Source organism: Levilactobacillus yonginensis (assembly GCF_964065165.1).
Taxonomy (GTDB): domain Bacteria; phylum Bacillota; class Bacilli; order Lactobacillales; family Lactobacillaceae; genus Levilactobacillus; species Levilactobacillus yonginensis_A.
In genome coordinates this window covers 1,397,212-1,422,931 of the sequence record NZ_OZ061549.1, presented here as the reverse complement: position 1 = coordinate 1,422,931, position 25,720 = coordinate 1,397,212, and the positions used below count along the sequence as shown (strand labels likewise).

Annotated in this window: 18 protein-coding genes; 11 read left to right on the top strand and 7 right to left on the bottom strand. The window is 48.4% G+C overall.

Features of this window, described 5'->3' with window-relative positions:
- Nucleotides 1-502: 502 nt before the first annotated feature.
- From AB3Y94_RS06825 to purH, 7 genes are all read right to left on the bottom strand, one after another.
- Entirely contained in the window at nucleotides 503-1,735 is a 1,233-nt protein-coding gene (locus AB3Y94_RS06825) for an MFS transporter (protein ID WP_125694654.1), read from the bottom strand.
- 281 nt (nucleotides 1,736-2,016) lie between these two features.
- Nucleotides 2,017-2,970 (bottom strand): Dyp-type peroxidase, encoded by a 954-nt coding sequence (locus AB3Y94_RS06820; protein ID WP_367295579.1) that lies wholly within the window; start codon nucleotides 2,968-2,970, stop codon nucleotides 2,017-2,019.
- Between the two features lie 158 nt (nucleotides 2,971-3,128).
- Nucleotides 3,129-4,289 carry a MalY/PatB family protein gene (locus AB3Y94_RS06815; protein WP_367295578.1) on the bottom strand — a complete coding sequence of 387 codons (1,161 nt, stop codon included), beginning with the start codon at nucleotides 4,287-4,289 and terminating at the stop codon, nucleotides 3,129-3,131.
- The gene (locus AB3Y94_RS06810) at nucleotides 4,289-5,146 is read right to left on the bottom strand and encodes a DUF3737 family protein (RefSeq protein ID WP_367295577.1); all 858 of its coding nucleotides are present in this window, start codon (nucleotides 5,144-5,146) and stop codon (nucleotides 4,289-4,291) included. Before AB3Y94_RS06810 ends, AB3Y94_RS06815 begins: the two co-directional genes overlap by 1 nt.
- Before the next feature lie 114 nt (nucleotides 5,147-5,260).
- A complete protein-coding gene (locus AB3Y94_RS06805; protein ID WP_367295576.1) occupies nucleotides 5,261-7,327 on the bottom strand; it encodes a hypothetical protein in 2,067 nt (688 codons plus the stop codon).
- A gap of 11 nt (nucleotides 7,328-7,338) precedes the next feature.
- Nucleotides 7,339-8,358, bottom strand: coding sequence for a glycosyltransferase family 2 protein (locus tag AB3Y94_RS06800; RefSeq protein ID WP_367295575.1), 1,020 nt, complete (start codon nucleotides 8,356-8,358; stop codon nucleotides 7,339-7,341).
- A gap of 196 nt (nucleotides 8,359-8,554) precedes the next feature.
- Nucleotides 8,555-10,084: a bifunctional phosphoribosylaminoimidazolecarboxamide formyltransferase/IMP cyclohydrolase gene (gene purH / locus AB3Y94_RS06795; RefSeq protein ID WP_367295574.1), complete on the bottom strand. Its 1,530-nt coding sequence runs from the start codon at nucleotides 10,082-10,084 to the stop codon at nucleotides 8,555-8,557.
- A gap of 513 nt (nucleotides 10,085-10,597) precedes the next feature.
- Here purH and AB3Y94_RS06790 point away from each other — a divergent pair.
- The 11 genes from AB3Y94_RS06790 (at nucleotide 10,598) to AB3Y94_RS06740 (ending at nucleotide 25,679) form a co-directional block, all read left to right on the top strand.
- Nucleotides 10,598-11,947 (top strand): GH25 family lysozyme, encoded by a 1,350-nt coding sequence (locus AB3Y94_RS06790; RefSeq protein ID WP_367295573.1) that lies wholly within the window; start codon nucleotides 10,598-10,600, stop codon nucleotides 11,945-11,947.
- Between the two features lie 19 nt (nucleotides 11,948-11,966).
- A complete protein-coding gene (locus AB3Y94_RS06785) occupies nucleotides 11,967-12,614 on the top strand; it encodes a hypothetical protein (RefSeq protein ID WP_367295572.1) in 648 nt (215 codons plus the stop codon).
- Nucleotides 12,615-12,879: 265 nt separating this feature from the next.
- Nucleotides 12,880-14,049: an AI-2E family transporter gene (locus tag AB3Y94_RS06780; protein WP_367295571.1), complete on the top strand. Its 1,170-nt coding sequence runs from the start codon at nucleotides 12,880-12,882 to the stop codon at nucleotides 14,047-14,049.
- A gap of 179 nt (nucleotides 14,050-14,228) precedes the next feature.
- On the top strand, nucleotides 14,229-15,674 hold the full coding sequence (locus AB3Y94_RS06775) for an ABC transporter permease (RefSeq protein ID WP_367295570.1): 1,446 nt from the start codon (nucleotides 14,229-14,231) through the stop codon (nucleotides 15,672-15,674).
- A 12-nt stretch (nucleotides 15,675-15,686) separates the two neighbouring features.
- Nucleotides 15,687-16,346, top strand: coding sequence for an ABC transporter ATP-binding protein (locus AB3Y94_RS06770; RefSeq protein WP_367295569.1), 660 nt, complete (start codon nucleotides 15,687-15,689; stop codon nucleotides 16,344-16,346).
- Nucleotides 16,347-17,258: 912 nt separating this feature from the next.
- Nucleotides 17,259-18,653, top strand: a complete 1,395-nt coding sequence (locus tag AB3Y94_RS06765) for an FAD-binding oxidoreductase (protein WP_367295568.1) — start codon at nucleotides 17,259-17,261, stop codon at nucleotides 18,651-18,653.
- Between the two features lie 404 nt (nucleotides 18,654-19,057).
- A complete protein-coding gene (locus AB3Y94_RS06760) occupies nucleotides 19,058-20,695 on the top strand; it encodes an alpha-glucosidase (protein ID WP_367295567.1) in 1,638 nt (545 codons plus the stop codon).
- A 254-nt stretch (nucleotides 20,696-20,949) separates the two neighbouring features.
- Complete coding sequence (locus AB3Y94_RS06755) at nucleotides 20,950-21,372, top strand: MarR family winged helix-turn-helix transcriptional regulator (protein ID WP_367295566.1); 423 nt, start codon at nucleotides 20,950-20,952, stop codon at nucleotides 21,370-21,372.
- 327 nt (nucleotides 21,373-21,699) lie between these two features.
- The gene (gene pnuC / locus AB3Y94_RS06750; RefSeq protein ID WP_367295565.1) at nucleotides 21,700-22,452 is read left to right on the top strand and encodes a nicotinamide riboside transporter PnuC; all 753 of its coding nucleotides are present in this window, start codon (nucleotides 21,700-21,702) and stop codon (nucleotides 22,450-22,452) included.
- Between the two features lie 114 nt (nucleotides 22,453-22,566).
- Nucleotides 22,567-23,484 carry a magnesium transporter CorA family protein gene (locus AB3Y94_RS06745; protein ID WP_367295564.1) on the top strand — a complete coding sequence of 306 codons (918 nt, stop codon included), beginning with the start codon at nucleotides 22,567-22,569 and terminating at the stop codon, nucleotides 23,482-23,484.
- A gap of 434 nt (nucleotides 23,485-23,918) precedes the next feature.
- Nucleotides 23,919-25,679: a thiamine pyrophosphate-binding protein gene (locus tag AB3Y94_RS06740; protein WP_367295563.1), complete on the top strand. Its 1,761-nt coding sequence runs from the start codon at nucleotides 23,919-23,921 to the stop codon at nucleotides 25,677-25,679.
- Nucleotides 25,680-25,720 lie beyond the last annotated feature (41 nt).

Here is a 25,720-nt window from a genome sequence, read left to right as displayed (position 1 = left end):
AGAACACCGACACAGCAGCCACCATTTCTGGCGACCTCCGGTTACGGTAGTGGGGTGCGGGCACCTGTAGTGAGGATGATTTGGAGTAGTCGATATTCAATCAAAACGCAGGTTGCTGTTTGCCATATTGGTGAATGCATGAAGTACTGAAAATTTGGGCGGTGAGTTTATTCACCTCAGAACTATCCGAGCCTTAGTGAGCGTGTCTTTTTGGTTTAAACCAGTGGGAGTCGCAGGTCGGTAGGAACAGAACCCCGTGTCGGTCCTCTAAGATCGGGTGAACTTCCCGATCTTAGAGGACTGGCCGAGCTTGAAGACTTGGGTTGAAGGCTTCAAGTCGCCCTGGGGACCGTTTCTTAGGCCCCAGGTCTGCCTCACGGGGTGGCGTTTCGACCGACCGGAGACGGTGCTCCCAGAACTTTTTGACCAAAAATAGGCGTTGTCGCGGAAGGACTTGAAAGATCAAGCCATTCTGCGACAGCGTCTATTTTGGTAATGGTCATTAAGCGGCCGATTGAACCTTAGATTTGCGGATTTCTGGGACGAGCCACCAAATCAACGCGAGGTTGATCAGCATAAGGGCCGCCGTTGAGAAGAAGACTGCGTTGTAGTTGAAGACCCCGGCAATCCACCCACCTAATAGTGATCCTAGCATGTTTCCAATTGCTTGGAAGGACTGGTTCCAACTGAAGACGGTGGAAGTTAACTCGACCGGTGAATTTTTGGTCAACAACGTTTGAATTTCAGGGAACAGGGCCCCATCAGAAATACCAATCATAAACCGGAGAATCCCCAAGACCCAGACACTGGTGACCAGTCCTTGTGGCAGGTACATCAGGAACGCGAAAACATAACCGAAGATGAGTACCTTACCAGAGCCGTGTTCATCACCGTAACGTCCTAGTCGTGGCGAGGCAAAGATGTTTGAAATTCCGGGCAGGGCTGCAATGACTCCGGCAACCACGGTAATGGGACCAACGTTGTGCATCAGTTCCTTGACGTAGAGACTGATGATGGGAGAAATGGAAATGTTCCCAAATTGGACAATCAAGGTCGATGTCAGAAGCACCAGAATTAGTTTAGGATTCGGGAAGGCGGCCAGTGGATTGTGGCTGCGTTCCGACGCTGGTTTCTTTTGAACTGGTTTGAACTTTTCCTCTACTAAGACCCAGCTCATGATAAAGGTGATGAATAACAGAGCAGCGGTGATGAAGAAAGTTAATCGGATTGAGAAAACCTGTGCTAGTACACCACCGATGACGGGGCCCAGCAGCATTCCGCTAGTAACACCAGTCATTAAAGTGCTGAGGGAAGCCCCACTGTGATTCCGCGGTGTCTGCGAGGCCACCAAGGCCTGCGCGTTAGAAATGAAACCGGCGAAGACCCCCTGGAGGGCTCGCAGTGCCACCAACTGCCAAACGCTGGTAGCAAAACCCATCAATGCCATAGCACCGGCCGTACCTAATGAAGACCGAAGCAGCATGAGTTTCCGTCCCTTGCGGTCAGCAACCATACCCCAAAGTGGTGAGGCGATGGCGCTGACAAAGAAGTCGGCCGCGTAGACTAATCCACTGTACATGGTGACTTGTGATTTGGTGTAATCACCTAAACTACTAATATATAACGATAAAAATGGCATGATTTCACTGAAAGCCATGCCGGCAACGAACGTACAAAACCAGAGAACCCGCAGATTACGACGCCAAGGTCCGTGTTCTCTTTCAGTTTCGTCCAAAACGGTTCAACTCCTTATTGAATGAATTGATTAGTGAGATTACCCGTAGTAACGCAAACTAATCGTGACTTAATCGAAATGGCAACCCTACTAACATACCCCCATATTCCCGGAAGGTCAACGCTTAGTGCTTATTTGTATGCGCTCGCAATTGGTTGTGAGCGTAATGCGGCGTTAAATTTTAAAATTTCTTGAAGGGCGACTAGCAGTGTCAAGACGCAAATAGCGGGTACGTCGTGTAGATGGCGTACCCGCTACTGTTTTAAATTAGTATTGATTGGTTAGGCTTCTGGGAAGTAATCACCATCGGCAATTCGTTCAAGTAGGCGGCGCGATGGGATGAAGAAGGCGTTCCCAGTGATGGGAGTGCTGAAGTCTAAGAGCCGGTCACTTTGGCTGAACATGTTAGTCAGCATGCGCTGGGTCACGGTGAAGTGACGAGCATAGCCGATGAAGTAGGTTCCCACGATGCCTTGGCCAGGCAGGGCGTACGGTACGTTCATGCGCACAATTTTGTGTTCAATGTCATCTTCGTTGTCCTGCGAAGCAATATTATGAGCATTAGGCAACTTTTCATTATCTTCTAGCTCGCGGTCGCTAAACTTATGTCGGCCAATCGACTTCTCCTGGTCTTCAGTCTTGAGGGCGTTCCATGCGTCCATGTTGTGTTCGTACTTTTGGGCGAAAGCGTAAGAACCGTTGCTGAATTCTGGGTCTTCGTCTCCAATCAAGGCGTATTGTGTCGCGTCGGGACCAGCCGGATTTTCTGTGCCATCGATGAAGCCGATGATAGCGCGGCCTTCAAAGTACCGAAATCCCGGTGTTTCGTCAACGACGGTCGTCCAATCACGGAGAAACTCGCGAGCCTGGTCTAAGACTTCATAGACGACGGCCATTTCTTTGGCCCGAACATGCAGAAAAAGGTCACCCGGTGTGGCTGGTGCCGTGTATTTTGGCCCCTGAACCGCCTGGAAGTCAACGAGTTCTTTGGGCCGATTAGCGGTTGGAAAGAGGAGTTGCCAAGCAGTCGCCCCAATTCCAAACGCCACTTTCAACTGGGCGTCCGGATAACGGATAGCCATACTCCGTTCGATGGCAGCTAGGCGGTCGGCAAACTCGGCGAGGGCGTCACGGTCTGAATCTAAGTGGTCACGGTCAATCAAGTAGGTAGTAAACATGATATTGTCACCAGCATCACGGTAAACGTCTTGGGCGTCGGCAGGGTTAATAGGCATGCAAGGTTCCTCCTCTGAAGTTCAATAATCAGTCGTTTCAACGAGTATAGCATGGTCAGCGGACGGGATGGCGCTTGACGGTTTGAGAATTGCGATGTGGTTGCAGTTAGAAAGATGGCGCCCGTTAAGTTAGTTAACAAGCGTCATCGATTTGGTCATTATTTAAAGCTGGCAACACCTTTAGCTAGACGGTTCAGGCCGTCTTTGAGGCGTTCAGCAGGACAAGCAACATTAATACGAATGCAGTGATGACCGTCACCACCGTAAACTTCGCCAGCTGAAATATATAAGCCAGTTGTTTGCCGAATGTGGTCGCAGAGTGCGGTGGTGTCATTCGTGATTTCATGGCAGTCAATCCACACCAAGTAAGTAGCGTGGCCAGCAATTACGTGGAGTTTTGGTAGCTGGTTGCCGATGAATTTGCTCAGTATTTGCTTGTTAGCCGTGATGGTGGTATTTAACTCATGAACCCAGTCAGCACCCTTGGTATAAGCAGCGATACTCCCGGGGATGGCAAAGGCGTTGGGTTCAGCTAATTCCTCACTGTTGATTCCCCGGTCGACTTGGTTACGCAAATTTTCGTTAGGAATAATCAACGTTGCTGCGTGCAGGGCGGCTACGTTGAAGGTTTTGCTGGGAGACACAGCGGTAACACTATTCATGGCTGCGTCATCACTAACGGATGCAAACGGCGTGTAACCATATCCAGGGTCGGTAATATCACCATGAATTTCGTCAGCGAAGATGGTCACATGGTTTGCTGCCGCCAGGGTTGCGATTCGTTTGAGGTCAGCCGGTTGCCAGATGAGGCCAATCGGATTGTGTGGATTACATAGAATCATCATGGTGGTGAGGGGGTCTGCCATCTTATCCGCTAAGTCTGTCCAATCGATGCTGTAGGTTCCTTTATCTTCAACTAAATCGCTGGAAAGGACGTGGCGGCCATTGTTAAGAATGGAGTTATAGAAGATATTGTAAACAGGCGCTTGAATCAGTACGTTATCGCCAAGATGACTAATGCGGCGCACGGCTGATGAAAGTGCTGGGACCACACCGGTTACAAAACGCATCCAGTCGGTGTTGGGTGCCCAGTCGTGTTCGGTGGCGTACCAGTGTTGAACCGCCTCAAAGTAGGCGGCAGGTACTTCTTCATAGCCGAAGATACCGGTTTCTGCCTTTTGCTTGATGGCCGCTACGATTTCGGGAGCCGTCCGAAAATCCATGTCGGCTACCCACATGGGGAGCTCTTTGTCCTTAACGTCCCACTTGATAGAAGCGGTGTGGCGGCGGTCGACCATTTCAGAAAAGTTATAACGCATTAGTTATGTTCCTCCTCAGTCGTTGTGATAGTCGTTCGCGAAGCGTCAATCTGGGGATCGTCAAAGATTACTTGACCGATCTTCGGTGCAGAAATCTTACCACTGATAGGGTTCTTAACACTATCAATGGTGGTATTGATGTCGGCATCAATGTCTGAACAGTACTCAAAGGACAGGTCAGTATTGAGCAGCGAACAATTCTTTAACGTTAGGTGTTCAACGTAACACAGCCCCTGATCACTTTCCAGCCAACAGTTGATGAAGGTGATATTCTTAGTGTTCCAAGCCAGATACTCGCCGATGATGGTGGAATCGTACACGGTCACGTTATCACAGTTCCAAAAAGCATCGTGCGTGATGAACGTGGAGTTGTGGACCTCAACGTTTTTACTCCCATCAAAGGCGTAGTTACCGGTAATCTTCAGATTGTTGGCCACCACGTGATCATTGTTCATACCAAAGTAATCGCCGCTAGCAGTCACGTTGTTCAACTCGACGTGGTCACACCACCAGAGTGTCTCGCCAGCGTCCGCAAAGGTCACATCGTTTATTTTTAAATAACTAGCGTGCCGAAAAGTCTTGGTGGCACGGACCATTGAATTACTCATGGTGAGGTTGGTCGTGTACCAGATGCCGGCGTGGGCATCTGGCTGCCACGTTGTGTAGTCGAGCTGGGCATTGTTGGTATACCACAGTGGATACTTGTATTTAAAAATTGTGTGATCGATGGTGAGATTAGCACCGTGTTTCAATGGTGATTCGCCGTCGACAAAGGTGCTATTGGTGATATGGAGGTCGTGTGCCTGAAAGAGGACCCGTTCCCCCGTAAATGTTTGTTGGTTTAATGTTTTTGTCAAAATATGATTCGACTCCTTTTTGCCGATGAAGGGACTAGATTGAAGAGGTTGACCTCTACGTATCTCATCGTAGTCCCTTAGAGTGACCTTAAGGCAAGTCTTTTAGCAAAAAAGTTAAATATGGCGGCGATACCAATAGAAGCGGTCGACCACTAATAGTCCAGCTAGCCACATACCGCCAAAGAGTAACCAAAATTTACCGTTGGAAAGGACTGGGGCCACACTGCTTTGCTGGATCTCGAAACGGAGATACTGGTTGGGATGGCCAATCAGGGACTGTGGTAGTAAGTCATAATTGGCTGGTGCTGTGATGAGTTTGACCCGTCGTTTGCCATGATTCGTAGCGGTCAAGGTGTACGTGCCTGCTGGCTGCACAGGAAAAGTTTGGGCCAACATGGAAGTCTTTCCCTTAGACTGCCAAACGGTTCGGCCGTTGGCCTTTTTTAGCGTCAGCTGACCCGGGAAACGTTCGCCATTATTGATGATTAATTGATCAAATGGCAACGTAGTCGAAAATGGCTGGGTCAGACTGGCATTAGGCTTGAGCCGGAGGTGATGATTTTGATAGTAGCGCCCCTCGTTTTGGCTGAGAACGCTGACCGGTTCACTGTTGGAATGGGTCATCAAGCCGCTACTTTGCCAAGCGGCTAGAGATAGAAGTACGGTGAAAGCGGTTGCCATTCCTAGTGGTAACCAACGTGATCGTTCTGAGTAATGGAGAATATTCAACGGTTGGCGGTAGCCGGCTGCGGTTCCAGCGAGGAGTAGGGGAAGAAGGGGGAGTGCATAGCGCTCCTCTGATTCCCAGAAGATTACGTGGAAGCAAATCAAGCCAATGACGAAGACGCCGCCTAAGAGGTAACCAGTTGACAAGTGACGGCGACGGACTTGTTGCCATCCCCAGCCTGCGTTTACCAAGAGCAGAGCCAAATAACTAATCTGACACCAGTTTGCTAGAAACCAATCACTGGTTGCTCGGTGCTGGCGGTACCAGTTGGGAGCTTTAGTGAAGGCAGGATTAATTTGGAAACTATCGAAGGTCCCATTTGCGATAAAGAGTCGAGCTTTCTGTACTAAATGGTAGAGAATACCACCGGCTCCTAGTTTGTGGAGCCGCTCGGTCAGCGTTTGTTTGGCTAGTGTAGCTTTGGCTTCTTTCGTGGGCGCCTTAATCATTTGGGTGACGTCGTGCCGATTGTATTGGCCATAATAGTTGGGGTTCCAACTCATGGCAACCCAACTCATTACCGGAAGCGCCTGGTCATGATCGACCTGGTAGCCATAGGATTTTTGTAGGTTATGTGCTAGTCCGGTGCCAGTGGCCAGTGTAGCTAAGAGAAGCAAGGTGGCCACACACCGAGTCGTTCCCTGATGAGGAGACCGGTTCGCGCGAAACCACAGGATCATTAGTGCTGCAATGATTAGAACGAGAAAGTTGGGCTTAAGCAGTAGTGCAGCGGTTAAGACGAAACTAAGCAGAATGCTCCACCAGGTAATTCGTTGCCACGTGTTGGCGTGGCGAAGGTGTCTGAATGCAACGATAGCGAAGAGCGCCAGCGGTAGAATTGCCGTGTCACTGTATGTGTTAAGACCGTAAGCATATAAGGGAACGGCCGTGATGACGAGAACCATGAGTAGGTTGGATCGGGCGGGACTACGATGCTTAAGTTCGTGCCAAATAGCCAGCACACCTAGGTCAATCCAGATGAACTGAATGATGTTTAGAAAGGCCCCGGTGTCAGTAATGCCTAACATACTGGCTAATTTTAATAACCCCGCTAGCAATAGGGTATAACTGACATTGTTCGGGTAGGTGTAGAAGTAAGGCAACCAGTCGTAGCTCCCTTTGAGAAGCGACACGGCTTGTTGCTGAACAAAGTACAGGTCAGCCCGAGGAGCCGCAATCCATGCGGTTGCGACCCACAGTTGAATAACTAGTAGAATCAACCAGAGTCCCACGGTGACAGCCTGATTGGCACGCTTGCTGAGCCGGTGTAGACCGCGAAAAAGGAGTCCCACACCACCCAGATAAATAGCACAACCAATCAGTAAGGCCAAGGGCTGGAGCCAATCGTGATCGACCCGAACGACGACCGGCCAGAGTGCTAAAGCAAAAACTGTAAATAGGGTTAGGCTAATTAGACCGCCTAAGCCAATAGTTAGGTGTTGGCGAATTTTCATGAGCGGACTCCTTATTTAGTGACTGTTTGACGAGTGAGTGGCGACTTGGCTGATTCGGTTGATTTAAACGTCTTGGAGTAAGTGTCAGTTTGAATGATAAACCGGGGCCGGTGCTTAACTTCGGTGAAGGTCCGACCCACGTATTCTCCAATAATACTGATAGCGATGAGTTGGAAGCCGCCTAAGAACCAGACGGAAAGCATGATAGAGCTCCAACCGGTCACGACATCGCCGTGAGCGTGCTGGATGAGAATCCATAACAGCATAACTAAGGCGCCACCGCAGACCAGTAGGCCGAAGTACAGAACCATCCGGATTGGCGCGATGGAGAAGGACAGAATCCCATCTAGGGCAAACTGAATCATTTTGTGTAGTGGATACTTTGACTTGCCGGCCTGACGTGGTTGGCGTTTGTAGTAGAGCTTAGCTGATGGAAATCCTAGCTGTGGGATGATACCCCGAATGAAAGGGTTGCTTTCCTTGCACGCCATGAGTGCGGTCACAACCCGGTTTGTGAGCAACCGGAAGTCCGAATGGTTGGGAACCAGCTCAACGCCGAGCTTCTTCATGAACCAGTAGAACCCCTCCGCACTAGTTCGTTTGAACCAGGAATCGCTGGCTCGGTCGTTGCGAACACCATAGACCACGTCGATGCCGTGTAGGGCTTGGGTAACCATGTCGGGGATGATTTGAGGGTCATCCTGTAAGTCGGCGTCAATCGTAATGATAAAATCTGAATGGCGATTGGCGACTTCCATACCGGCGATTAACGCGGACTCTTGGCCGTAGTTTCGACTGAATTTTAGACCGGTAAAAACAGCATTCTGCTGGCCTAACTGGGTAATTAAGTCCCACGTAGTGTCCTGACTACCATCGTCGACAAAGAGGATCTTACTATCTGTGCGGACTTGATTGGTGGTGATCAGCTTTTGTAGAATCCCATTGAGAATCTGGGCGCTGGTTTGCAGCACCGGTTCCTCGTTATAGCACGGTACCACAATGGTTAGCCGTGGTTCACTGACTAGTTTCATGATTTACTTATCTCCCTCAAAGCCCCCCCTGGAGCCCCTTTAATATATTAGCTACTATGATAAACCGATTGCGGGGTTAAAGGTGAGAAATCCTCCAAAAATAAGCGATTTTTAAGGGAGATTAACATTGCCTGAGAAGATAAATTAGGCGTCATAGAGCCAGTGCCTATGACGCCTAACGGAGTTATTTTAAAGTTTAATGACGGAAGTGACGGTTGCCAGTGAAAATCAGGGCGACCCCGTATTTGTTAGCCATCGCAATGGATGCTTCGTCTTTAATGCTACCACCGGGTTCAGCAATGGCTTTAATACCATGTTTTGCGGCATATTCAACACAATCGTCCATTGGGAAGAAGGCATCAGAGACCAGGACACCTTGGTCAAAATGGTCCTTTTCTTCGGCCTTACCTACGGCGATTTTAACGGCATCAATTCGGTTCATTTGGCCGGGCCCAACGCCTAACGTTTGATCTGCTGTGTTAACAAGAATGGCGTTACTCTTGACGAATTTAATTGCTTTTAAGCCAAATTCAATGGCTGCAAGCTGATCGGCAGTTGGTTGGGCGTGGCTGACAACGTTGAATTCATTGGGATCGTCAAAGACGTTGTCCCGTTCTTGCCGTAATAGGCCACCACGAATGCTGACCAACTCGTCGGCTTCAGGATCTTTGGCGTGTGTAAAGTCGACAGTCAGCAGGCGCAAGTTTTTCTTTTTAGCAAGTAAATCGTAGGCGTCGTCGTCAAAGTCGGGAGCAATGATAATTTCTAAGAAAAGCTTGTGCATTTTTGTTGCCGTTGCGAGATCGACTGGGCGATTTAAGACAATGATACCGCCAAAGATGGACATGGAATCAGCAGCATAACACTTGTCCCAAGCAGTTTCCAGTACGTCAGCTGATCCGATGCCACAGGGATTCATGTGCTTTAGAGCGACAACGGTAGGTGCATCAAACTCACGAATTAAACCCAGGGCAGCGTCGGCGTCCTTGATGTTGTTAAAGGATAGTGGTTTTCCGTGAAGTTGATTAGCGGCGGTAATGGAAAAAGGTACTGGTTGGCAATCACGGTAAAGGGTCGCTGTTTGTTGTGGGTTTTCACCGTAACGAAGTGCTTGTTGGCGTTCGTACGTGAGAGTCAGCGTGTCAGGTTTTGCTTCGTCCGTCAAGTAGTTGGCGATGAGCGCGTCGTAGTGGGCCGTGTGATGGAAGACTTTGGCCGCTAGGTGCTTACGGAGCTGAAGGTTATCCGTGTGATTCTCGAGAGCTTCTCCAATTTGATCGTAGTCGGCTGGATCGCAGACCACTAAAACGTCCGCGTAGTTTTTAGCGGCAGCACGGATGAGTGAGGGACCACCGATATCGATCTGTTCAACGGCATTTTCCAAGGTGACGTTAGGTTGACTGATTGTCTGGGCAAAGGGATATAGATTAACACAGACCAAGTCAATCGGAGTGATATCGTGGTCAACCAGTGTTTGTTGGTGTTCAGGATTGTCCCGCTTGGCTAAGATACCACCAAAAACCAGTGGGTTCAGGGTCTTGACCCGACCATCTAACATTTCTGGAAAGTGCGTGACCTCCTCGATGGGGGTCACGGCAACGCCAGCTTCTGCCAGCACAGCCTGGGTGCCGCCAGTCGAGACAACTTCAAACTGGTGGGCAGTCAACATTTTTGCGAATTCAACGATTCCCGATTTATCGGAAACACTTAATAGGGCACGGCGCATAAGGTAACCTCCTGTAGTCGTTTTGCGTTAGATTTATCATACGCGAATTGTGCTGAACAATCAACCGGAATAAAATATAAATATTCGTATATTATGGATAATTCATGAATTGGATTTGCCTTAATTTACAAACTAATTTAACGAACAAACATTTTGATAGTTAGGCTTATGCCGAGAATAATGACCTTATTATTATTTTTATTAAACACGAACAATCGCCGCAATTATTCATAAGATGAGTGGATCTTGCCTTTTGATGATGGTGGTAACTAATTTAAGTTAATAACCATGCTGCATATCGTTGATTTAACAGCGCTTATGTAATAAATATAATTGTAAAATGTGGTAACTGAACTGCAATCACGTTGTTACGTTGCGCACATTTGAGAGGGCTATCTTAGAAAGTGGTGGAACGAGGTGATGAACAGTTAGCGGGGAGTTTTCAGGTGTCGGGGACGTGACAGGCATCAATAGGAGTAGGCACATCAAATTCAAATAGGGAAGTGCCAAGTTATGTTGATCAAGCATCATTGGACCAAGCGGCTAACGCAGGCTGTCGTTGCTGCGAGTGCCCTCATTGGGATTGGCTTGGGCGGCCAAACAGTTGCTCATGCCAGTACCTTGGCCATTCCGGATATTTCAGAATGGCAAGGCAAACTGTCTTCCAGCCAGGTAGCCAACTTAAAGAGTCAGGTTTCGTTCGTGATTAATCGGCGACAATACGGGTCATCATATCAAGATCTTTATGCTGCAAATAATACATCGCTTTACGTGAAGTATGGCATCCCGTTTGGGGAATACGACTACGCCCGCTTTACCAGCGTGGCTAGTGCCAAGCAGGAAGCTAAAGATTTTTACAATCGCTCGAATAAAAACGCACAATTTTACGTGTTGGACTTTGAAGAAAATGACGTGAGTTCTGGGACTACAAACGCTGCCGTTAAGGCTTGGTATTCGGAAATGAGTGCGTTGACGAATAAAAAATTGATTTTCTATTCTTATCAGTCGTTTGCGACAAGTTATGCCAACGCGGCGCGACAAAGTTTTGATGCGCAGTGGATTGCCAACTACTCAACAACGCCAACAATTTCGTATGCTTTGTGGCAGTACACGGACCACAATTATCTGTCGGCGCTGAGTGAGTACACGGATAATAGTAAGGCGGTTACCGCCGTTCACCCAATTACTTGGTGGACGGATGGTGTGACAACAGCGTTTAATCACGTGACGTACGCCTACAGCAGTTATAAAGTGCGCCAGCACATCTACCTACATAAGGGCGCAACGAAATATACCGATGGCTCGGCGATTGCGTCTTCAGACCGGCAGAAGTTCTACAAAATTTCTAAAGTGAAGCGCTTGACCCGGTCCAAATCGAAACAAGCCTTGTATATCAGTGAATTAGGCAAATGGGTCCTTTCTCAGGACGCTACCGGTTATTGGGTTGGCCAACATGGGGCCTTTAATTTGACGCATAGGCTAAATATTTATTCCGATGCTGCTTTGACTAAGAAGACGGGGAGTTACTACGTGGCTGGCGACAAGGTCGCTGGAAAAGTGGTCAAGGCTCCAAGTGGCCACTCCTATCGAATTAAGACTAATTTGGGGTACATCTCTGGGAACGGCAAGTATTCCGATCACGCCTACTACGAGTCGTTAGGGTCTTCCAAGCAGATTACGACCAGGAAGAAAGTCTACGAATACACGAAGTCTTCCTTCAAAAAGGCGAACCGGTCAACGCCAGTTAAGCAGGGGACTAAACTGAAGGTCACGGGTGTGAAAAAGCGGTCGACTGGTTCCCGCTACTTTGTCTTGAGTAATGGCAAATATGTGACGGCACTTAAAAGTCACGTGACGGAATAATGAAGGAGGCTGAATAGAGATGCAACGACGAATAAAAATCATGACGGCTGTAACGGCCACGTTAGCTTTTCTGGCGTTAGGTTCTGGCACCATGATGCAAATGCACGCCGCCAATGATATCAGCTCGGTGGGACAGACGGCCGCGCCTAAAACGGCCAGTGCTGACAGTACAAAACTGACGGCTGATAGTGCAAGTGGGACCAAGCAGAACTATAAAGTGACTTACTCAGATGGCACCAACGACGAAGATTCGGCAACGTTTCAGAGGAAAACCTATGGTACAACGAGCACTGCGCGGGATCAGGTGGACTACGTCGGTAGTGCGGCTGGAGCTACAGTTAAGCTGAACCAGCAAACGCATGCCGTGGTTCAGGGCACCATGGGTCACACTTACGTTCACTGGACCAAGGGCGACTGGTCAGTGACGGCCGTTACCAGTAACGCTGATGAGTCGGGGACGCCAACCCAGTTTGCAAAGCAGGTTAACCGGCAACTTTCTAAGAAAGACCTCCCCAAGAGTGCTGACACGGGAGCGGTCACTGTCTACAGTCAAGACGAGAATCAGGAAGCGAATTCCGTGACTTGGCAAGACGGTAAGCAGGTTTACAAGGTTAGTGGAACTACCGCTGATGCGACGGTAAAGGTAGCTCAAAATGTGACGGATTAGGTTGATAATGGCTTAATCATTAGCGAGATAGTTTTGAAGAGGTCTGGAGCAAAAAGTTCCAGACCTCTTCTTATAGCATCTCTTCAAGCTTATCTAGTTGAAATACGCGTCAACAGGCACTTAATCCCGGTATGGTATTTAAGTTACTGATCGCTAGCTCGGCGCCCTTTGCCCCACGCTTTCTGCAGCTATCATTAAAAAAGGCTGGTCACCAGCCCCGACCAGCCTTAAACTAAAGCTATGCAAACTTACAGGAGGGGTCGCATTGAATAATTTGCGTCAGCCTGAATCGGGATTCTCCTGGTTCTATAAGCGGTTTTTAAACAATCATATTACGATTCTACTATTAAATATTTTTCTATTCTTATTGGTACTCAACGAAATCGTTCAGAACGCGGGATTACTAGATCCGCTATGGAAGTTTATTGGCATTGCGATGCCAGCCGTCGTGGTGGCGGGAATTTTGTTCTACGTGTTAGACCCGTTCGTTCACTTCATGGAACGTCGCTGGCACATGCGGCAGGGAGTTGCCATTGCAACGGCGATGATTCTCACGGCGGCCATCATCGTCCTGATTTTTCTGAATCTGATTCCATTTCTAGCCCGGCAGACTGCCGGAGCGATTGGTGCGCTGCCTCAGTTTGCCAATGATATGCTTCGGAATATCAACCATTTGAATCAAGAACACCACTGGTTGTCGAACAAAAATTTGGCCGACATCAACGAGCGGGTGACCACTTACTTTTCTAAGCGGGGATTGAACCTGTTAACCGGGACTTTGAGTTCTTTGGGAAACGTGGTCACGACGGTCTCTGACTGGATCATTACGATTATCACAGCGCCGTTGGTTCTATTTTTCATGTTGAAGGATGGGTCTCGGTTCCCTAAATTTGTGAGTCAAGTCGTCCCAACCGCGTACCGTGACCGGTTTATCGTGATGTTGGACCAGATGAACGTGAAGGTTAGTTCCTACGTGCGTGGACAATTGACCGTGGCGTTGTGCGTCATGATTATCTTTACAACGGGGTATACCATCATTGGTCTCCGCTACGCATTGTTGATCGGGTTATTGGCAGGGCCATTAAACCTAATCCCGTACTTTGGATCGGCCATTGCGTTGGTTCCGGCTCTGATAATTGGGGTGGTCACCAGCCCGTCAATGTTATTGGGGGTGGTCATCGTCTACCTGATTGAATGGGTCTTGGAGACCCAGGTCCTGTCGCCACTGATCATGGGGAATAGTCTGGCGATGCATCCTATCACCATTGTTTTCGTGTTACTGGCAGCTGGCAAAATGTTTGGACTAGTCGGTGTGATTTTCGGTGTGCCGGGTTTTGCGGTCCTCAAGGTGTTGGCCACGACTGGCTTCACCTGGTATCAAGAATTTTCGTCGCTTTACCCGGATGTTTTACCGCCAGACGAGTTTGAGCCTTAACGATTTATTAACGATGCTATAAAGTAAAAAGTGTACGTAAAATGGCGGACCCGTGGGGGTTCGCTATTTTTTATGACCAGCGAATTGTTTAATTTGCGCGGCATTCGTCCCGACTTTAAGTTTCCAACAAGTCCGGTTTGCCATAATCAACGACATGTTATGAAATGGAGGCGACCTCAATGAATTTTTTCAAACGGGCCTGGTTAAACGTGTGGTCGAAGAAGGGGCGGTCAGTCTTACTGATCCTAGTCTCGTCCGCCATCTTAATGTTTGTCTTGGCGGGATTACTGATTCGGAGTGCGGCGGTCAAGGCGACCGGTCAGGCGAAGGCGGACGTCGGTGCGACTGTCACACTATCGGCGAACCGGCAAGCAGCTTTTAAGAAAATGCAGAGTCGTACGGCTAGTAGTAAGTCGACCCGGCCAAAACTGACACTGACACCCGTGAAGCTGAGTGATGCAGCTAAGGTGGCCAAACTCAGCAATATCAGTAGTTACAACGTCACCAGTAGTACCTCGGTCAATGCCAGTTCCTACGATACTGTTTCCACGAATACGGGGATGGGGAGTAACGGTGGCGGTCCTGGTAGCATGAAATCGGCGACCAGCACAGGCGATACGCAAATCGACGGGGTCACGGCAACGAGCTTGGCCACAGCTTTTAGCAACAAGCAGAGCAAAATTATCAAGGGCCGGGGCATTACTGCGGCGGATAAGAATACGAACAACGTTGTGATTGAAAAGGACTTAGCGAGTCAGAATGACTTGACGGTCGGCGATACGCTTACCGTTAAGGAGACCGCTGGCGACAAGGATAAGGTCAAACTGAAAGTCGTTGGAATCTACAAGGCCAGTACCACGAGTTCCAGTACCGCCAGTCCAATGAGTACGGATCCGGCGAATACGATGTATACATCGTACACTTTAGCCAACACTTTTAAGGGTAGTAAATACGCTGGTATAGCTGACTCAGTGACTTTTAACGTCAGCAATCCCGCGAAGGTCAGCAGCGTCAAGACAGCGGGCAAAAAGCTGATCAATACTAGCAAGTATTCCTTGGGTACCGATGATGCGAGCTATCAGGCGGTCAAGGCATCGATGGACAACGTCGAAGGATTTGCCAACAAAATCGTTTGGTTGGTAGCCATCGCGGGAACCATTATTCTGGCACTGATCGTCATCTTGATGATTCGGGAACGGCGTTTTGAAATTGGCGTGTTGTTGTCGCTGGGTGAAGCTCGGTGGAAAATCATTGCCCAATTCTTTACGGAAATGCTGATGGTTATTGTGGTAGCCGTGGCGATTGCCGGTGCTGGTGGCAAGTTTGTCGGTAATCAGCTAGGCACTCAGTTAGTCTCGCAGAGTGCAATCACCACGCAGACGACGAATAGTAGTACTGGTCAACCTAGCGGCAATGGTGGCAGTGGCCTGCGAGGTGGCAATGGTGGCCCCGGTAGCACTGGCCAGACGGCTAAGCAGGCAACTGACACGAAACTAGAGGTGACGGTGAGCGCCGTTAACCTGGCGGAACTGGGCGGCTTGGGCTTAGCTATTACGTTCCTGTCGATCATGCTTGCTTCTGGCGGAATCCTCCGACTAGAGCCGAAGAAAGTTTTGATTTCCTAAGGAGGAATGCAGATGTTAAAAACAGAAGATTTGGGCTACTGGTATCGGGATCAGGACCAGCCACTGTTTCAGGGGATTGATCTGGAATTTGATGTTGGTCAGTCCTACGCCATTCTTGGTCATTCCGGATCGGGAAAGACCACGTTTCTATCGTTGATTGCCGGGTTGGACCGGCCTAAGGAGGGGGATATTAAATTAAATGATCGTTCCCTTAAGCAGATTGGCTTGACCAACTTCCGCCGGCACGATGTCTCCATTGTGTTTCAGGCTTACAACCTCTTTACCTATATGTCACCGTTAAATAACTTGCTCACAGCGATGGCGATTACGAACGCGGATCACACGGGTGATCAGGCCTATGCTCGCCAGGTATTAAGCGACTTAGGTATTGGCGCTGATTTAGCCGAACGCAACGTCCAACACCTCTCCGGGGGCCAGCAACAACGGGTGGCCATTGCGCGGACGATGTGTTGCGATGCGAAGCTGGTGGTGGCTGATGAACCGACTGGAAATTTAGACGAAGATAATACGAAAGAAGTCATTCAACAGTTCCAAAAGATTGCACATGAGCAAGGAAAATGTGTCATTATCGTGACCCACGAACCGGACGTCGCGAGTCAGTGTGATCACCAATTTCGGTTAGAGAATAAACGGTTTGTAGAGCTAGCTTGAGGGGAAAATGGGCTGACGGCTGCGGAAGTTAACCAGTGCTTTTTCTTGCAAATCTAGGGAAAATCGGATAAATTAACTAGTAAGGATTTATCCGATTTCGTGTTAATTTTCACAAAATAGTTATACATTCGTTAAGATAAAAATTATTGAACTTTGATAAATTGAAGCGTATGATGACCTTATGAGCATCAATAATGCTTATTTGAAACGTCTTTAAAAACTACATCATTTGATAAGCGATTAGTTTTCACGAAAGGACCCAAGACAGCGCTTGGGCCCTTTTTTGTTGCCCTTTTTATGTCATGGGCTCAGGGCCGGCTCCTGCTGTGGGGACCGGAGCAAGCCAAAAGGCGGTCTTGCTCTTCGACTTGAAATCTCGGAAGACCACCGAGTTTCCAAGCTCGTCCCGTGGTCTAACCTCGAGAAAATCATCGAGCTAAGACCACCGACACAGCCGGCCCCATCCCTGCTAGCCAGAGGCGCCGTTGGCCAGTGGCTATAGAACTTGCGTGATTGTGTCAGCAGTCGTATGACTGGAAGAGACAGACTCACTGTGTTTAACTGATATGCAAACATTCTCGGATTAACTGATTTTTTCAATGAATCTATCTGTATAATTTAACTAATATACAAGGCTCCGTAGCCACATGATAATTCAATTGTCATGTGGCTATTTTCTATGCACAACGAAACCATTGTAGCCGGAGGTGGTCAGGAATTAAGTTTGCGTGTCGACGTTCTTTGGCTTTCCCCAGTCCCCACAGCGGGGCTATTTCTGACGACCAGAGGTGGATGAAACGGTCGCCCCGGTTAGTTCAGACTCACGGGTTGAAAGTATTTAACCTGTACTTTTAAAAATTACGTGTTACACTGATCGTGCAAACTTAATTTTGAGAAAAGAAGGCCGGTACCATGACAGTATTTAGTGCATATTCTGACGAAGATATTTTAAGTTACCTTCAAGAACAGGTTAAGGACGGAATGGTTCACACCGATGAAGCTACGTTGAAGAAGCAATCCTTCAACCCCAATGCTTCGGGTGGAGAAACCGGACTAGCACGGGCATTTGTGGAAGTTGCCAGTGTTGAAGACATTCAGGGTGTCTTACGGACTGCTCGGAAGTTTCACATTGCGGTCATTCCACAAACGACGTTTAGCAGTACGGTGATTGGTTCCGACGGGATCGATGGTGCCATCATTCTGTCGACGCGTAAGATGAACCAGATTCTGGAGCTCAGCAAGGAAGATTCCGTGGCGGTCGTTCAACCCGGGGTCGTTAACGGTGATTTGGATAAGGCTGCTCGTAAAGAGGGGTTGTTCTACGCACCAGATCCAGGATCTAAGCCATTTTCATCTATTGGTGGGAACGTTTCAACCAATGCTGGTGGGATGAGCACCGTGCGGTTTGGTGCAACCAAGGACAATGTTTTGGGCTTGAAGGCCGTCTTAGCTGATGGTCGGATTGTGAAACTTGGCGGCCGGACGTTGAAGCAGGCTTTCGGATATGACCTGACCCAACTCTTCGTGGGTTCTGAAGGTACGCTGGGAATCATTTACGAAGTCACAGTCAAATTAATGTCGATTCCACTGGGTAAGTCTGTCATGGGAGTGGCCTTCTTTGATGATATGAGTGCTTTGGCCAAAGGTGTTTCAGCTATTCGGATGTCTGGCGTTTATCCAACAATGTTGGAGGCTTTGGATGGAAATACGGTCATTGCTTTGGACCGTTACAAAGGCACTCACTATGCTGAAAACAGCGGATCTATGTTAATCTTCCGGCTAGATGGTAGTAGTGACGAGAGCGTTGGCGTTTTGAACGATTTGTTGGCTAAGTACAACGGGCAACACGTTCAGGTGACGACCGATCCTGATGAACAAGCTGCTCTGGAAAAATTGCGACAAGATATGTTACCAGCCGTTTTCTCGGGCAACAATCACCTGATGGAAGACATGGCCCTGCCACTGTCTAAGTTGGCGCCAATGATGGATTACCTCCAGGACTTGGGCAAGAAGCTGGGGATTAAGATTTATACGGCTGGTCATGCTGGTGATGGGAACGTGCACCCGACTTTCACGTGGTCTGAGGACGAAGACCAAGTTCCTGCGGTCGTTATCGAGGCTTTACGTCAGACCTTCTGGAAGACGTTGGAATTGGGCGGCACTATTTCCGGTGAACATGCCGTGGGGATGCTGAAGAACCAGTGGAACAACCCTGAACTTGGCGAAACAGTCGATCAATTACAACACCAGGTCAAGACACTGTTTGATCCAATGAACCTCTTAAATCCTAAGCGTAAAATTGATTAAACTTACGAAAAGGGTCCGTGCCGGAAGCCAATCCTGACACAGCTGATTGCCAGCATTAGCTTTCTCTCCTGAATATTTTGTAAATATTAGCGATACTTTTGTGATCATTAATCGTTAGGCTAGCAGACTTAGTTTCTACTAGCCTATTTTGATTCTTCAAGCAAAATGTGACGAGCTGGCAACACTCGATTGTCAGTTGATTTTAGTCGATCGTAGCTACGTTATCAGCGCTCACCGCAATTAATAATGGCCGTAACATTTAACTTCCAAATTAGTTGTGAGCAATAAATTTGCCAAATCGGCCGACAAATAAGATAATTATTGTTACAATTGTAAGCGAATGCAATCCCCGAATATGAAGAGGGACAACCGGTTGCAGAATGAGCAACGAAAGGAAGACGGGAATGGCTGACGCACAATGGTGGCAACACGCGGTAGGGTACCAGATTTACCCGCAAAGTTTTTTTGATAGTAACCACGATGGGGTGGGCGACCTTCCCGGCATCCAAACAAAAGTCGACTACCTAAGGGAACTGGGCGTTGATTTTGTCTGGTTGTCCTCGTTTTATCCATCAGGTGACGTGGATAACGGTTATGATGTGACAGATTACCGAGCTGTTGCTCCCCAGTTTGGGACCCTTAACGACTTTACTCGTTTGGTTGAAGCCCTCCACGCCGCTGGTATCAAAGTGGTCATCGATTTAGCGTTGAATCATACGTCCAGTCAACATCCCTGGTTCCAAGCCGCCTTGACGGACGTAACCAGTCCCTACCACGATTACTACATTTGGCGGGATGCCCAGCCAGGTGTTGCCCCCAACAACTGGGAGTCCGTCTTTGGTGGTTCTGCGTGGACTTATAGTGCTGAAGTACAGGCAGCATATCTGCATACATTTGCTGAAGGCCAACCCGACTTGAACTGGGAAAATCCGGCTGTTCGGCAAGAAATGAGTGCCATCATTCAGTGGTGGGTGGACCGTGGTGTTGACGGCTTTCGATTGGATGGCGTCATGCATCTGAAGAAGCGGCAGGACTTTGCTAATGTTGGCCGCCCACGGACTGGTTACACTGGAGATGTTGCTGGAACGGACGTTTTCCTTTCTGCTTTGAAGCCCGTGCTGCAACGGAATAATACCTTCGTCATTGGGGAAGTCGGTGGGATTGATATGGCGACTGCCCAACGTTGGTTGAACCCACGGACAGGATATTTCGACTTACTTTTGGAATTTGATCATGTGCATTTCTGGGAAAAAGCTGAGCCCAAACTCCCAGTTGCCGCGTTACGCGAGACGCTTTCAAAGTGGCAACTCGGCTTAGAGGGTATCGGTTGGAACGCCTTGTTCATTGAAAATCATGATTTACCTCGTGCTGTTTCATACTATGGGAATGCTGCTGACTATCAGTGGCGTTCCGCCAAAGCCTTGGCACTCTGGTACTTCCTGATGAAGGGGACCCCCTTCATTTATCAGGGACAGGAGCTAGGGATGGCCAATGCTGCGTTCACCCAAGCGAGTCAGTACCGAGATTTAGACAGTCGACTGTTCTACCAGCAGCAGACGGCTGCCGGGGTGCCGACGTCAACGGCTCTTCATAACTTAGCCATGAAGAGTCGGGATAATGCGCGGACCCCGATTTCTTGGACGCATGCGCAGTATGGTGGCTTCTCCGACCACGCCCCGTGGATTGATATGGGATTGGGATCGGGTGGCTTAAGCGTGGAACAGGAACGGCACGACCCACATGGTGTTTTAAACTTCTATCAGCAGTTGATTCGACTAAAGAAGTCTGTCCCGACCCTGACAACAGGGCGCTACGAGCTGATTGATACACAAGATGATCAGTTGTATGTTTATCGGCGGACTTTGAACGGCGATAACTGGTTGGTGGTCGTTAACATGAGTAATCAGGTTGCGACGACTCAGGAGTTTGACCTGAACACCAGTGAGTTGATTTTGACCAATATGGCTGTGGATGCGGACTCAGATGAGCCGCAGATTCAGCCTTGGGAAGCCCGACTCTACCACTTACGAAAGCTAGAATGAAACGTATGGGGCCGAGAACAAATCTTCGGTTCCTTTTTTATACCGTAAACTTTTTTACAAATCAGTGAATAGTGCTTGATTTTTGTAAGGTTGTTCTTTATTATTAATTATATAGATATTTCTATGGGGTCAACCATTTTGCGTATTGCTAATCATGTTAATTATATTCAGGGTTAGTAAGTGAAGATAAGGATATGATGAATACTATGGTAAAGAGTAAGGTCGTACATGCAGAAAGCTTCTTTGAGTCTTTCATGGAGTTGAAAAGAGAATTAGAAAAGGCAGCTACGCGCTTCCAACGGACCATGGGGATCTCGGTGGACCAGTACGCAATTTTGCACCATATTTTAGAGAACCCAGGTAAGCTTACGTCCGCTACTGTAGCGGATAGTCGGGGTATCTCACGGGCCGCGGTATCACGGGGAATTTCCCAATTGATTCGGCGGGGTTATGTCGTGCAAAGTTATCAAAGCTCTGACCGGCGGGTCCGCCCGTTTTCGTTGACGTCTACCGGTGAACAACTTGAAATTACCTGTTTAGATGCTCTGAGAGAAGCTGCTAAAACCATGAGTGGCGTTCAGTTGGACAGCAATGGGAGTGCCTTGACCGTGGGGCAGTTGACGCAAATGCTAGCGGCTGTTACTAGTAAAGATGATCCGGCAGAGGCTGAAGAATAATACTTAAATGTTTTTGCTAAAGGGATTAGTCGTACGCGACTAGTCCCTTTTATTTTGGCTTTTTTACCCCAACCAGGATAATGTGTGAGGCTGACTGCCTTACTAAAAATGCTGTTTCACAGCTGAATCTGCGGGGATGTAATCGCTTAAATCTGGGGTGGTTTGCATGAAACAAATTTTAAAATGAGCCCCGCAGGTCAAAATGGAAGTGCTATAATCAAATCTGTTGCTCAAAACGGGCACCACAATATATTGTGCTGAAATCGCACCTTGCCGGCGTGAGAACTACCAGATATGGTAAATCAAAATTACGAGGAGATCATCAGCATGACCCATTATTTTCAATTTCTAGCTCACCAACTTAAAGGGTGGCCACAACAGAATTACTGCCTGTTCTTTTTTAGTCTGGGATGTCAGGTGATGACCTTAGTTAGTTCGCCCATTACGCCACTGACGCTACTCACGTTTGTGGGAACTACATTGGGGGTACTCTGTGTCTTGGCCATTAATGCGGCTAAGTCCGTTAATGGTTTTCTAGGAATCGTCTCAGCGTTATGTTTCATCGTTACGGGCTTCGCTGCCAAAAATTACTTGAGTATTTTTGAGCAGATTGCCTACGTGGCGACCCTGGACATTCCTGTGTTGATCAGTGCTAGCTGGAACGTCAACATGGCGTCTAAAATTCGGAAATTTACCGGGCGCAGTTGGGTAATTGCTATCGTTTCGACGGTGGCCGTCTACCTGCTTTCGGGTTGGGCCATTGGTGCTTTCACGGATGATCCGCGGCCATGGGTTGATGCTATCAGCTTTGCCATTAGTTTAGCAGCCGGTATTATCTGTTTCTTGCGCTTTAACAACCAGTATGTTTGGTGGATTGCGTCTGGTTTGGCACAAATGGTGCTGTGGTTCATTTCCTTCCGGCAAGGGTCGGCAACCTTGGCTATGTTCATCAACAGTTCCGTCTACTTGGCCAATGATGTGCTGGCGTTCACGATTTCTCCCTGGTATAACGAGAAGGAGCGTCAACGGGTCATTAAGCAGGAAGCAGCTTACGCGGCTAGCTTAGAGTCGAATAACTAGCCAGTTACGGCGGTCAGTCAGGCCCTTCGATTCGTTCGGATAATCTTAAAGAATTTCCTCGTCGCTCGTGGTACACTTAAACCAATTGCTTAATAAGAGAAGGGGGATTCCCCAATGATTGTCGAGAGAAAGATTGGGACGGGGGAACAGGACCTGGTGTGGGTCATGGCCATGGTTGAAGGCGAAGAGGACCGAACCGCCTTGCAGACGACGTATGGACTGACTGATGAGATTTTGACCTACGTAACCGATGAAAACGAACGGTCCCACTATGACCGTGATGAGTATTTGAACACACAATTGTTTGTGCTCCACGTTCCCGTGGTGATCGATCAAGTGTCGCAGCGGTATATCACGCGACCAGTAACGTTTCTATTGAAGGGTAATCAGGTCTTCTCGATTACCACCAAGCGAACGCAGTGGGTCAACCAAACGTTGACCGAACGGTTAAAGTTACCGCAGATTTCGGATACCAATGAATTTATGTTGATTGGGATGTTTATCCTGTTTGACCAATTTATTCCGCCAATTCGTAAAATCAATGCCGAGCAGAACCGGTTGGATCGGCAACTGAATAAGGCGCCCGACAACAAAGATTTAATTGCTCTGTCGAACTTGCAGCAGAGTCTGGCGTACTTTGTGAGTGCCACCCGAAATAACGCTATGATGGTCGTGAACTTAAATAGTACACCGTTTGGAAAACAGCTATCTGACAAGAACAATGAACACTTGGCGGATGCTGTAATCGAAGCACGACAAACATCTGAAATGACGGCGATTGAGGCGGACGTCGTCGACCGGATATCGAATACGTTTAACAACGTCTTGAACAATAACCTGAACGACACGATGAAGTTTTTAACGATTTGGTCACTGGTCCTAACGATTCCAACAATCGTTACCGGTTTTTACGGGATGAATGTCAAATTACCATTCGCAAACGATGCCGTTTCCTGGGTCTTCACGGTATTACTGATGCTGGGGGTCATGGGTCTCGTAGCCATGATGCTCCGCCATCGTCATTTCTGGTAGATACCAGGATTTGTGTTGTGCCGACAGAACCGACCAAAAATTTCGCCTGTTGTGGGGGTACGCAAGCTAGCGGCATTGTCATAGCTGTCGCAGCACGGATTTTTCTATGCAATAGCAATTAAGCAAGACTGAGCTGAGGTGGGTTCAGTCTTGCTTTTTTAGTGCTTAAATTGACCAGGAATGGTGGCTTCGTCAAGAGCAACTTGATGAGGCATTGGTCGAAATCAGTCATCTCCGACGGCCCTGCCCACCGGCGGCAATATTATCGGTTTAGGTAAAACCGCTTTCTGCCGTGAAAATATTCACTAACAAAAAGTAAGTATAATTACTGGCATTCGTGGTTGAAGGGGACTATGATGACACCAATCAATAATTTTGGGGTGTTCGACGAACGATTCACTGCCAGGACCCCTGACCTAAGGAGCGCGATTAACATGACAAAAATGATTGCGGGACAAGCGTTAGTAAAGGTTTTAGAAGCATGGGACGTGAACCACATTTATGGGATTCCTGGTGGTTCAATTAACCATACGGTTGAAGGGTTGTATCTTGAAAAAGATAAAGTTGATTATATTCAGGTGCGTCATGAAGAAGTTGGTGCTCTAGCCGCAGCCGCTGATGCAAAGTTCACTGGTAAGGTTGGCGTTGCCTTTGGGTCAGCGGGTCCCGGTGCAACACACTTGTTCAACGGTCTCTATGATGCCAAGATGGATCACGTCCCAATGCTAGCCTTGGTTGGGCAAGTGCCTCAGCCAACGATGAATACGAACTACTTCCAAGAAATGGATGAAACGCCTATGTTTGGTGACGTTGCGGTGTACAACCGGACGGCCACGACGGCGGAACAGCTGCCATACATGGTCAACCAAGCCATTCGAGAAGCTTACCGGCAAAAGGGGCCAGCGGTCGTCATCATCCCTGAAGATTTATCCGCTAAGGAAATTGACTACGAACCTGTCAAGACACCTAACGTTGTTTCCAACACATACACTCAAGTTATCGATCCAACCGCTGTTCAGGAAACGCTTAAGCTGTTGAAGCAGGCTAAACACCCGTTGGTATACGCGGGCCGCGGTTTACTGGGGGCTAGAACAGAGCTGGTCAAGTTCAGTGAGCAATTCAACGTACCAGTTTTGAATACGGTGCCAGCGACGGGGGTGATTCCTACCGACAATCCTAATGCCATTGGGACGTTTGGTCGGCTAGGGTCGAAGTCTGGTTTTGAAGCTTTACAGCATACCGACTTGATTCTCTTCCTGGGTTCCGAATTTCCATTTGCCCAGTTCTGGCCAAAGAACATCAAGATCATCCAGGTTAACAATAATTCATTTGATATTGGGAAAATGGTTCCCGTTGATTACGCCGTTCTCAGTGATGCGAAGAGCTATCTGCAGGCGATGATTGCTACGGGTGAGACGTTGCCAGCAACCGATTGGCTGACGGCTAACCGGCAAAATAAGCAGAATTGGAATGCCTGGTTGGCAGAGCAAGCCGCCGATGATAGCAAGGGCCTGGCTCCTGAAGCAGTTACCCAAAAGATTGCTTCAATGGTGGGACCTAAAGATACGTACGGTGTCGACACTGGAAACGTCTCCGAATGGGCTGTTCGTGGACTACCAATGGATAAGGAACAACGGTTTGCGTTGTCTGGATTGTTTGCCACGATGGGTTATGGTCTGCCGGCTGGGTTAGCTGGTGCGTTGAGTGTTCCTGATGCTCAGGCCTGGTCACTGTCAGGTGACGGTGGTTTCGCCATGGTGGCACCAGATATTATCACGGAAGCCCGGTACCAGCTGCCAGTGATCAACGTGGTCTTTAGTAACCGGCGCTTTGGATTCATTTACAGAGAACAGGTCGACACGAAGCAACACTTGTACGGGGTCGACTTGACTGATGCTGATTGGGCTAAGGTTGCCGAAGGTCTGGGTGGTATTGGCTTCACGGTTACCAACAACGTTGAAGTGGAACGAGTCTTTGATCAAATTAAAGACCTGCAAGCTCAAGGCAATCAAAAGCCAATCGTGGTCAATGCCGTTATCAAGGATGATGACCCAATTGGAACAGCCTTCATGCCACTGGATCCTGAATTGTACGGTGAAGACACAGTGAAGGCCTACGCTGAAGCAAATAACATCGACGTCGCCAAGCAGCCATCCTTAGGTGCACTGTTACGGGCTAAGGGTGACAACTTATAAACTGCGACTTGTCATTAAAATAATCGTTATTAATCAAAGAA

Excerpts from the sequence above, each read along its gene's own strand:
- AB3Y94_RS06820 (WP_367295579.1), bottom strand. The coding sequence starts at position 2,970 with ATGCCTATTAACCCTGCCGACGCCCAAGACGTTTACCGTGATGCTGGT.
- AB3Y94_RS06815 (WP_367295578.1), bottom strand. The coding sequence starts at position 4,289 with ATGCGTTATAACTTTTCTGAAATGGTCGACCGCCGCCACACCGCTTCT.
- AB3Y94_RS06805 (WP_367295576.1), bottom strand. The coding sequence starts at position 7,327 with ATGAAAATTCGCCAACACCTAACTATTGGCTTAGGCGGTCTAATTAGC.
- AB3Y94_RS06800 (WP_367295575.1), bottom strand. The coding sequence starts at position 8,358 with ATGAAACTAGTCAGTGAACCACGGCTAACCATTGTGGTACCGTGCTAT.
- purH (WP_367295574.1), bottom strand. The coding sequence starts at position 10,084 with ATGCGCCGTGCCCTATTAAGTGTTTCCGATAAATCGGGAATCGTTGAA.
- AB3Y94_RS06790 (WP_367295573.1), top strand. The coding sequence starts at position 10,598 with ATGTTGATCAAGCATCATTGGACCAAGCGGCTAACGCAGGCTGTCGTT.
- AB3Y94_RS06785 (WP_367295572.1), top strand. The coding sequence starts at position 11,967 with ATGCAACGACGAATAAAAATCATGACGGCTGTAACGGCCACGTTAGCT.
- AB3Y94_RS06775 (WP_367295570.1), top strand. The coding sequence starts at position 14,229 with ATGAATTTTTTCAAACGGGCCTGGTTAAACGTGTGGTCGAAGAAGGGG.
- AB3Y94_RS06770 (WP_367295569.1), top strand. The coding sequence starts at position 15,687 with ATGTTAAAAACAGAAGATTTGGGCTACTGGTATCGGGATCAGGACCAG.
- AB3Y94_RS06765 (WP_367295568.1), top strand. The coding sequence starts at position 17,259 with ATGACAGTATTTAGTGCATATTCTGACGAAGATATTTTAAGTTACCTT.
- AB3Y94_RS06760 (WP_367295567.1), top strand. The coding sequence starts at position 19,058 with ATGGCTGACGCACAATGGTGGCAACACGCGGTAGGGTACCAGATTTAC.
- AB3Y94_RS06755 (WP_367295566.1), top strand. The coding sequence starts at position 20,950 with ATGGAGTTGAAAAGAGAATTAGAAAAGGCAGCTACGCGCTTCCAACGG.
- pnuC (WP_367295565.1), top strand. The coding sequence starts at position 21,700 with ATGACCCATTATTTTCAATTTCTAGCTCACCAACTTAAAGGGTGGCCA.
- AB3Y94_RS06745 (WP_367295564.1), top strand. The coding sequence starts at position 22,567 with ATGATTGTCGAGAGAAAGATTGGGACGGGGGAACAGGACCTGGTGTGG.
- AB3Y94_RS06740 (WP_367295563.1), top strand. The coding sequence starts at position 23,919 with ATGACAAAAATGATTGCGGGACAAGCGTTAGTAAAGGTTTTAGAAGCA.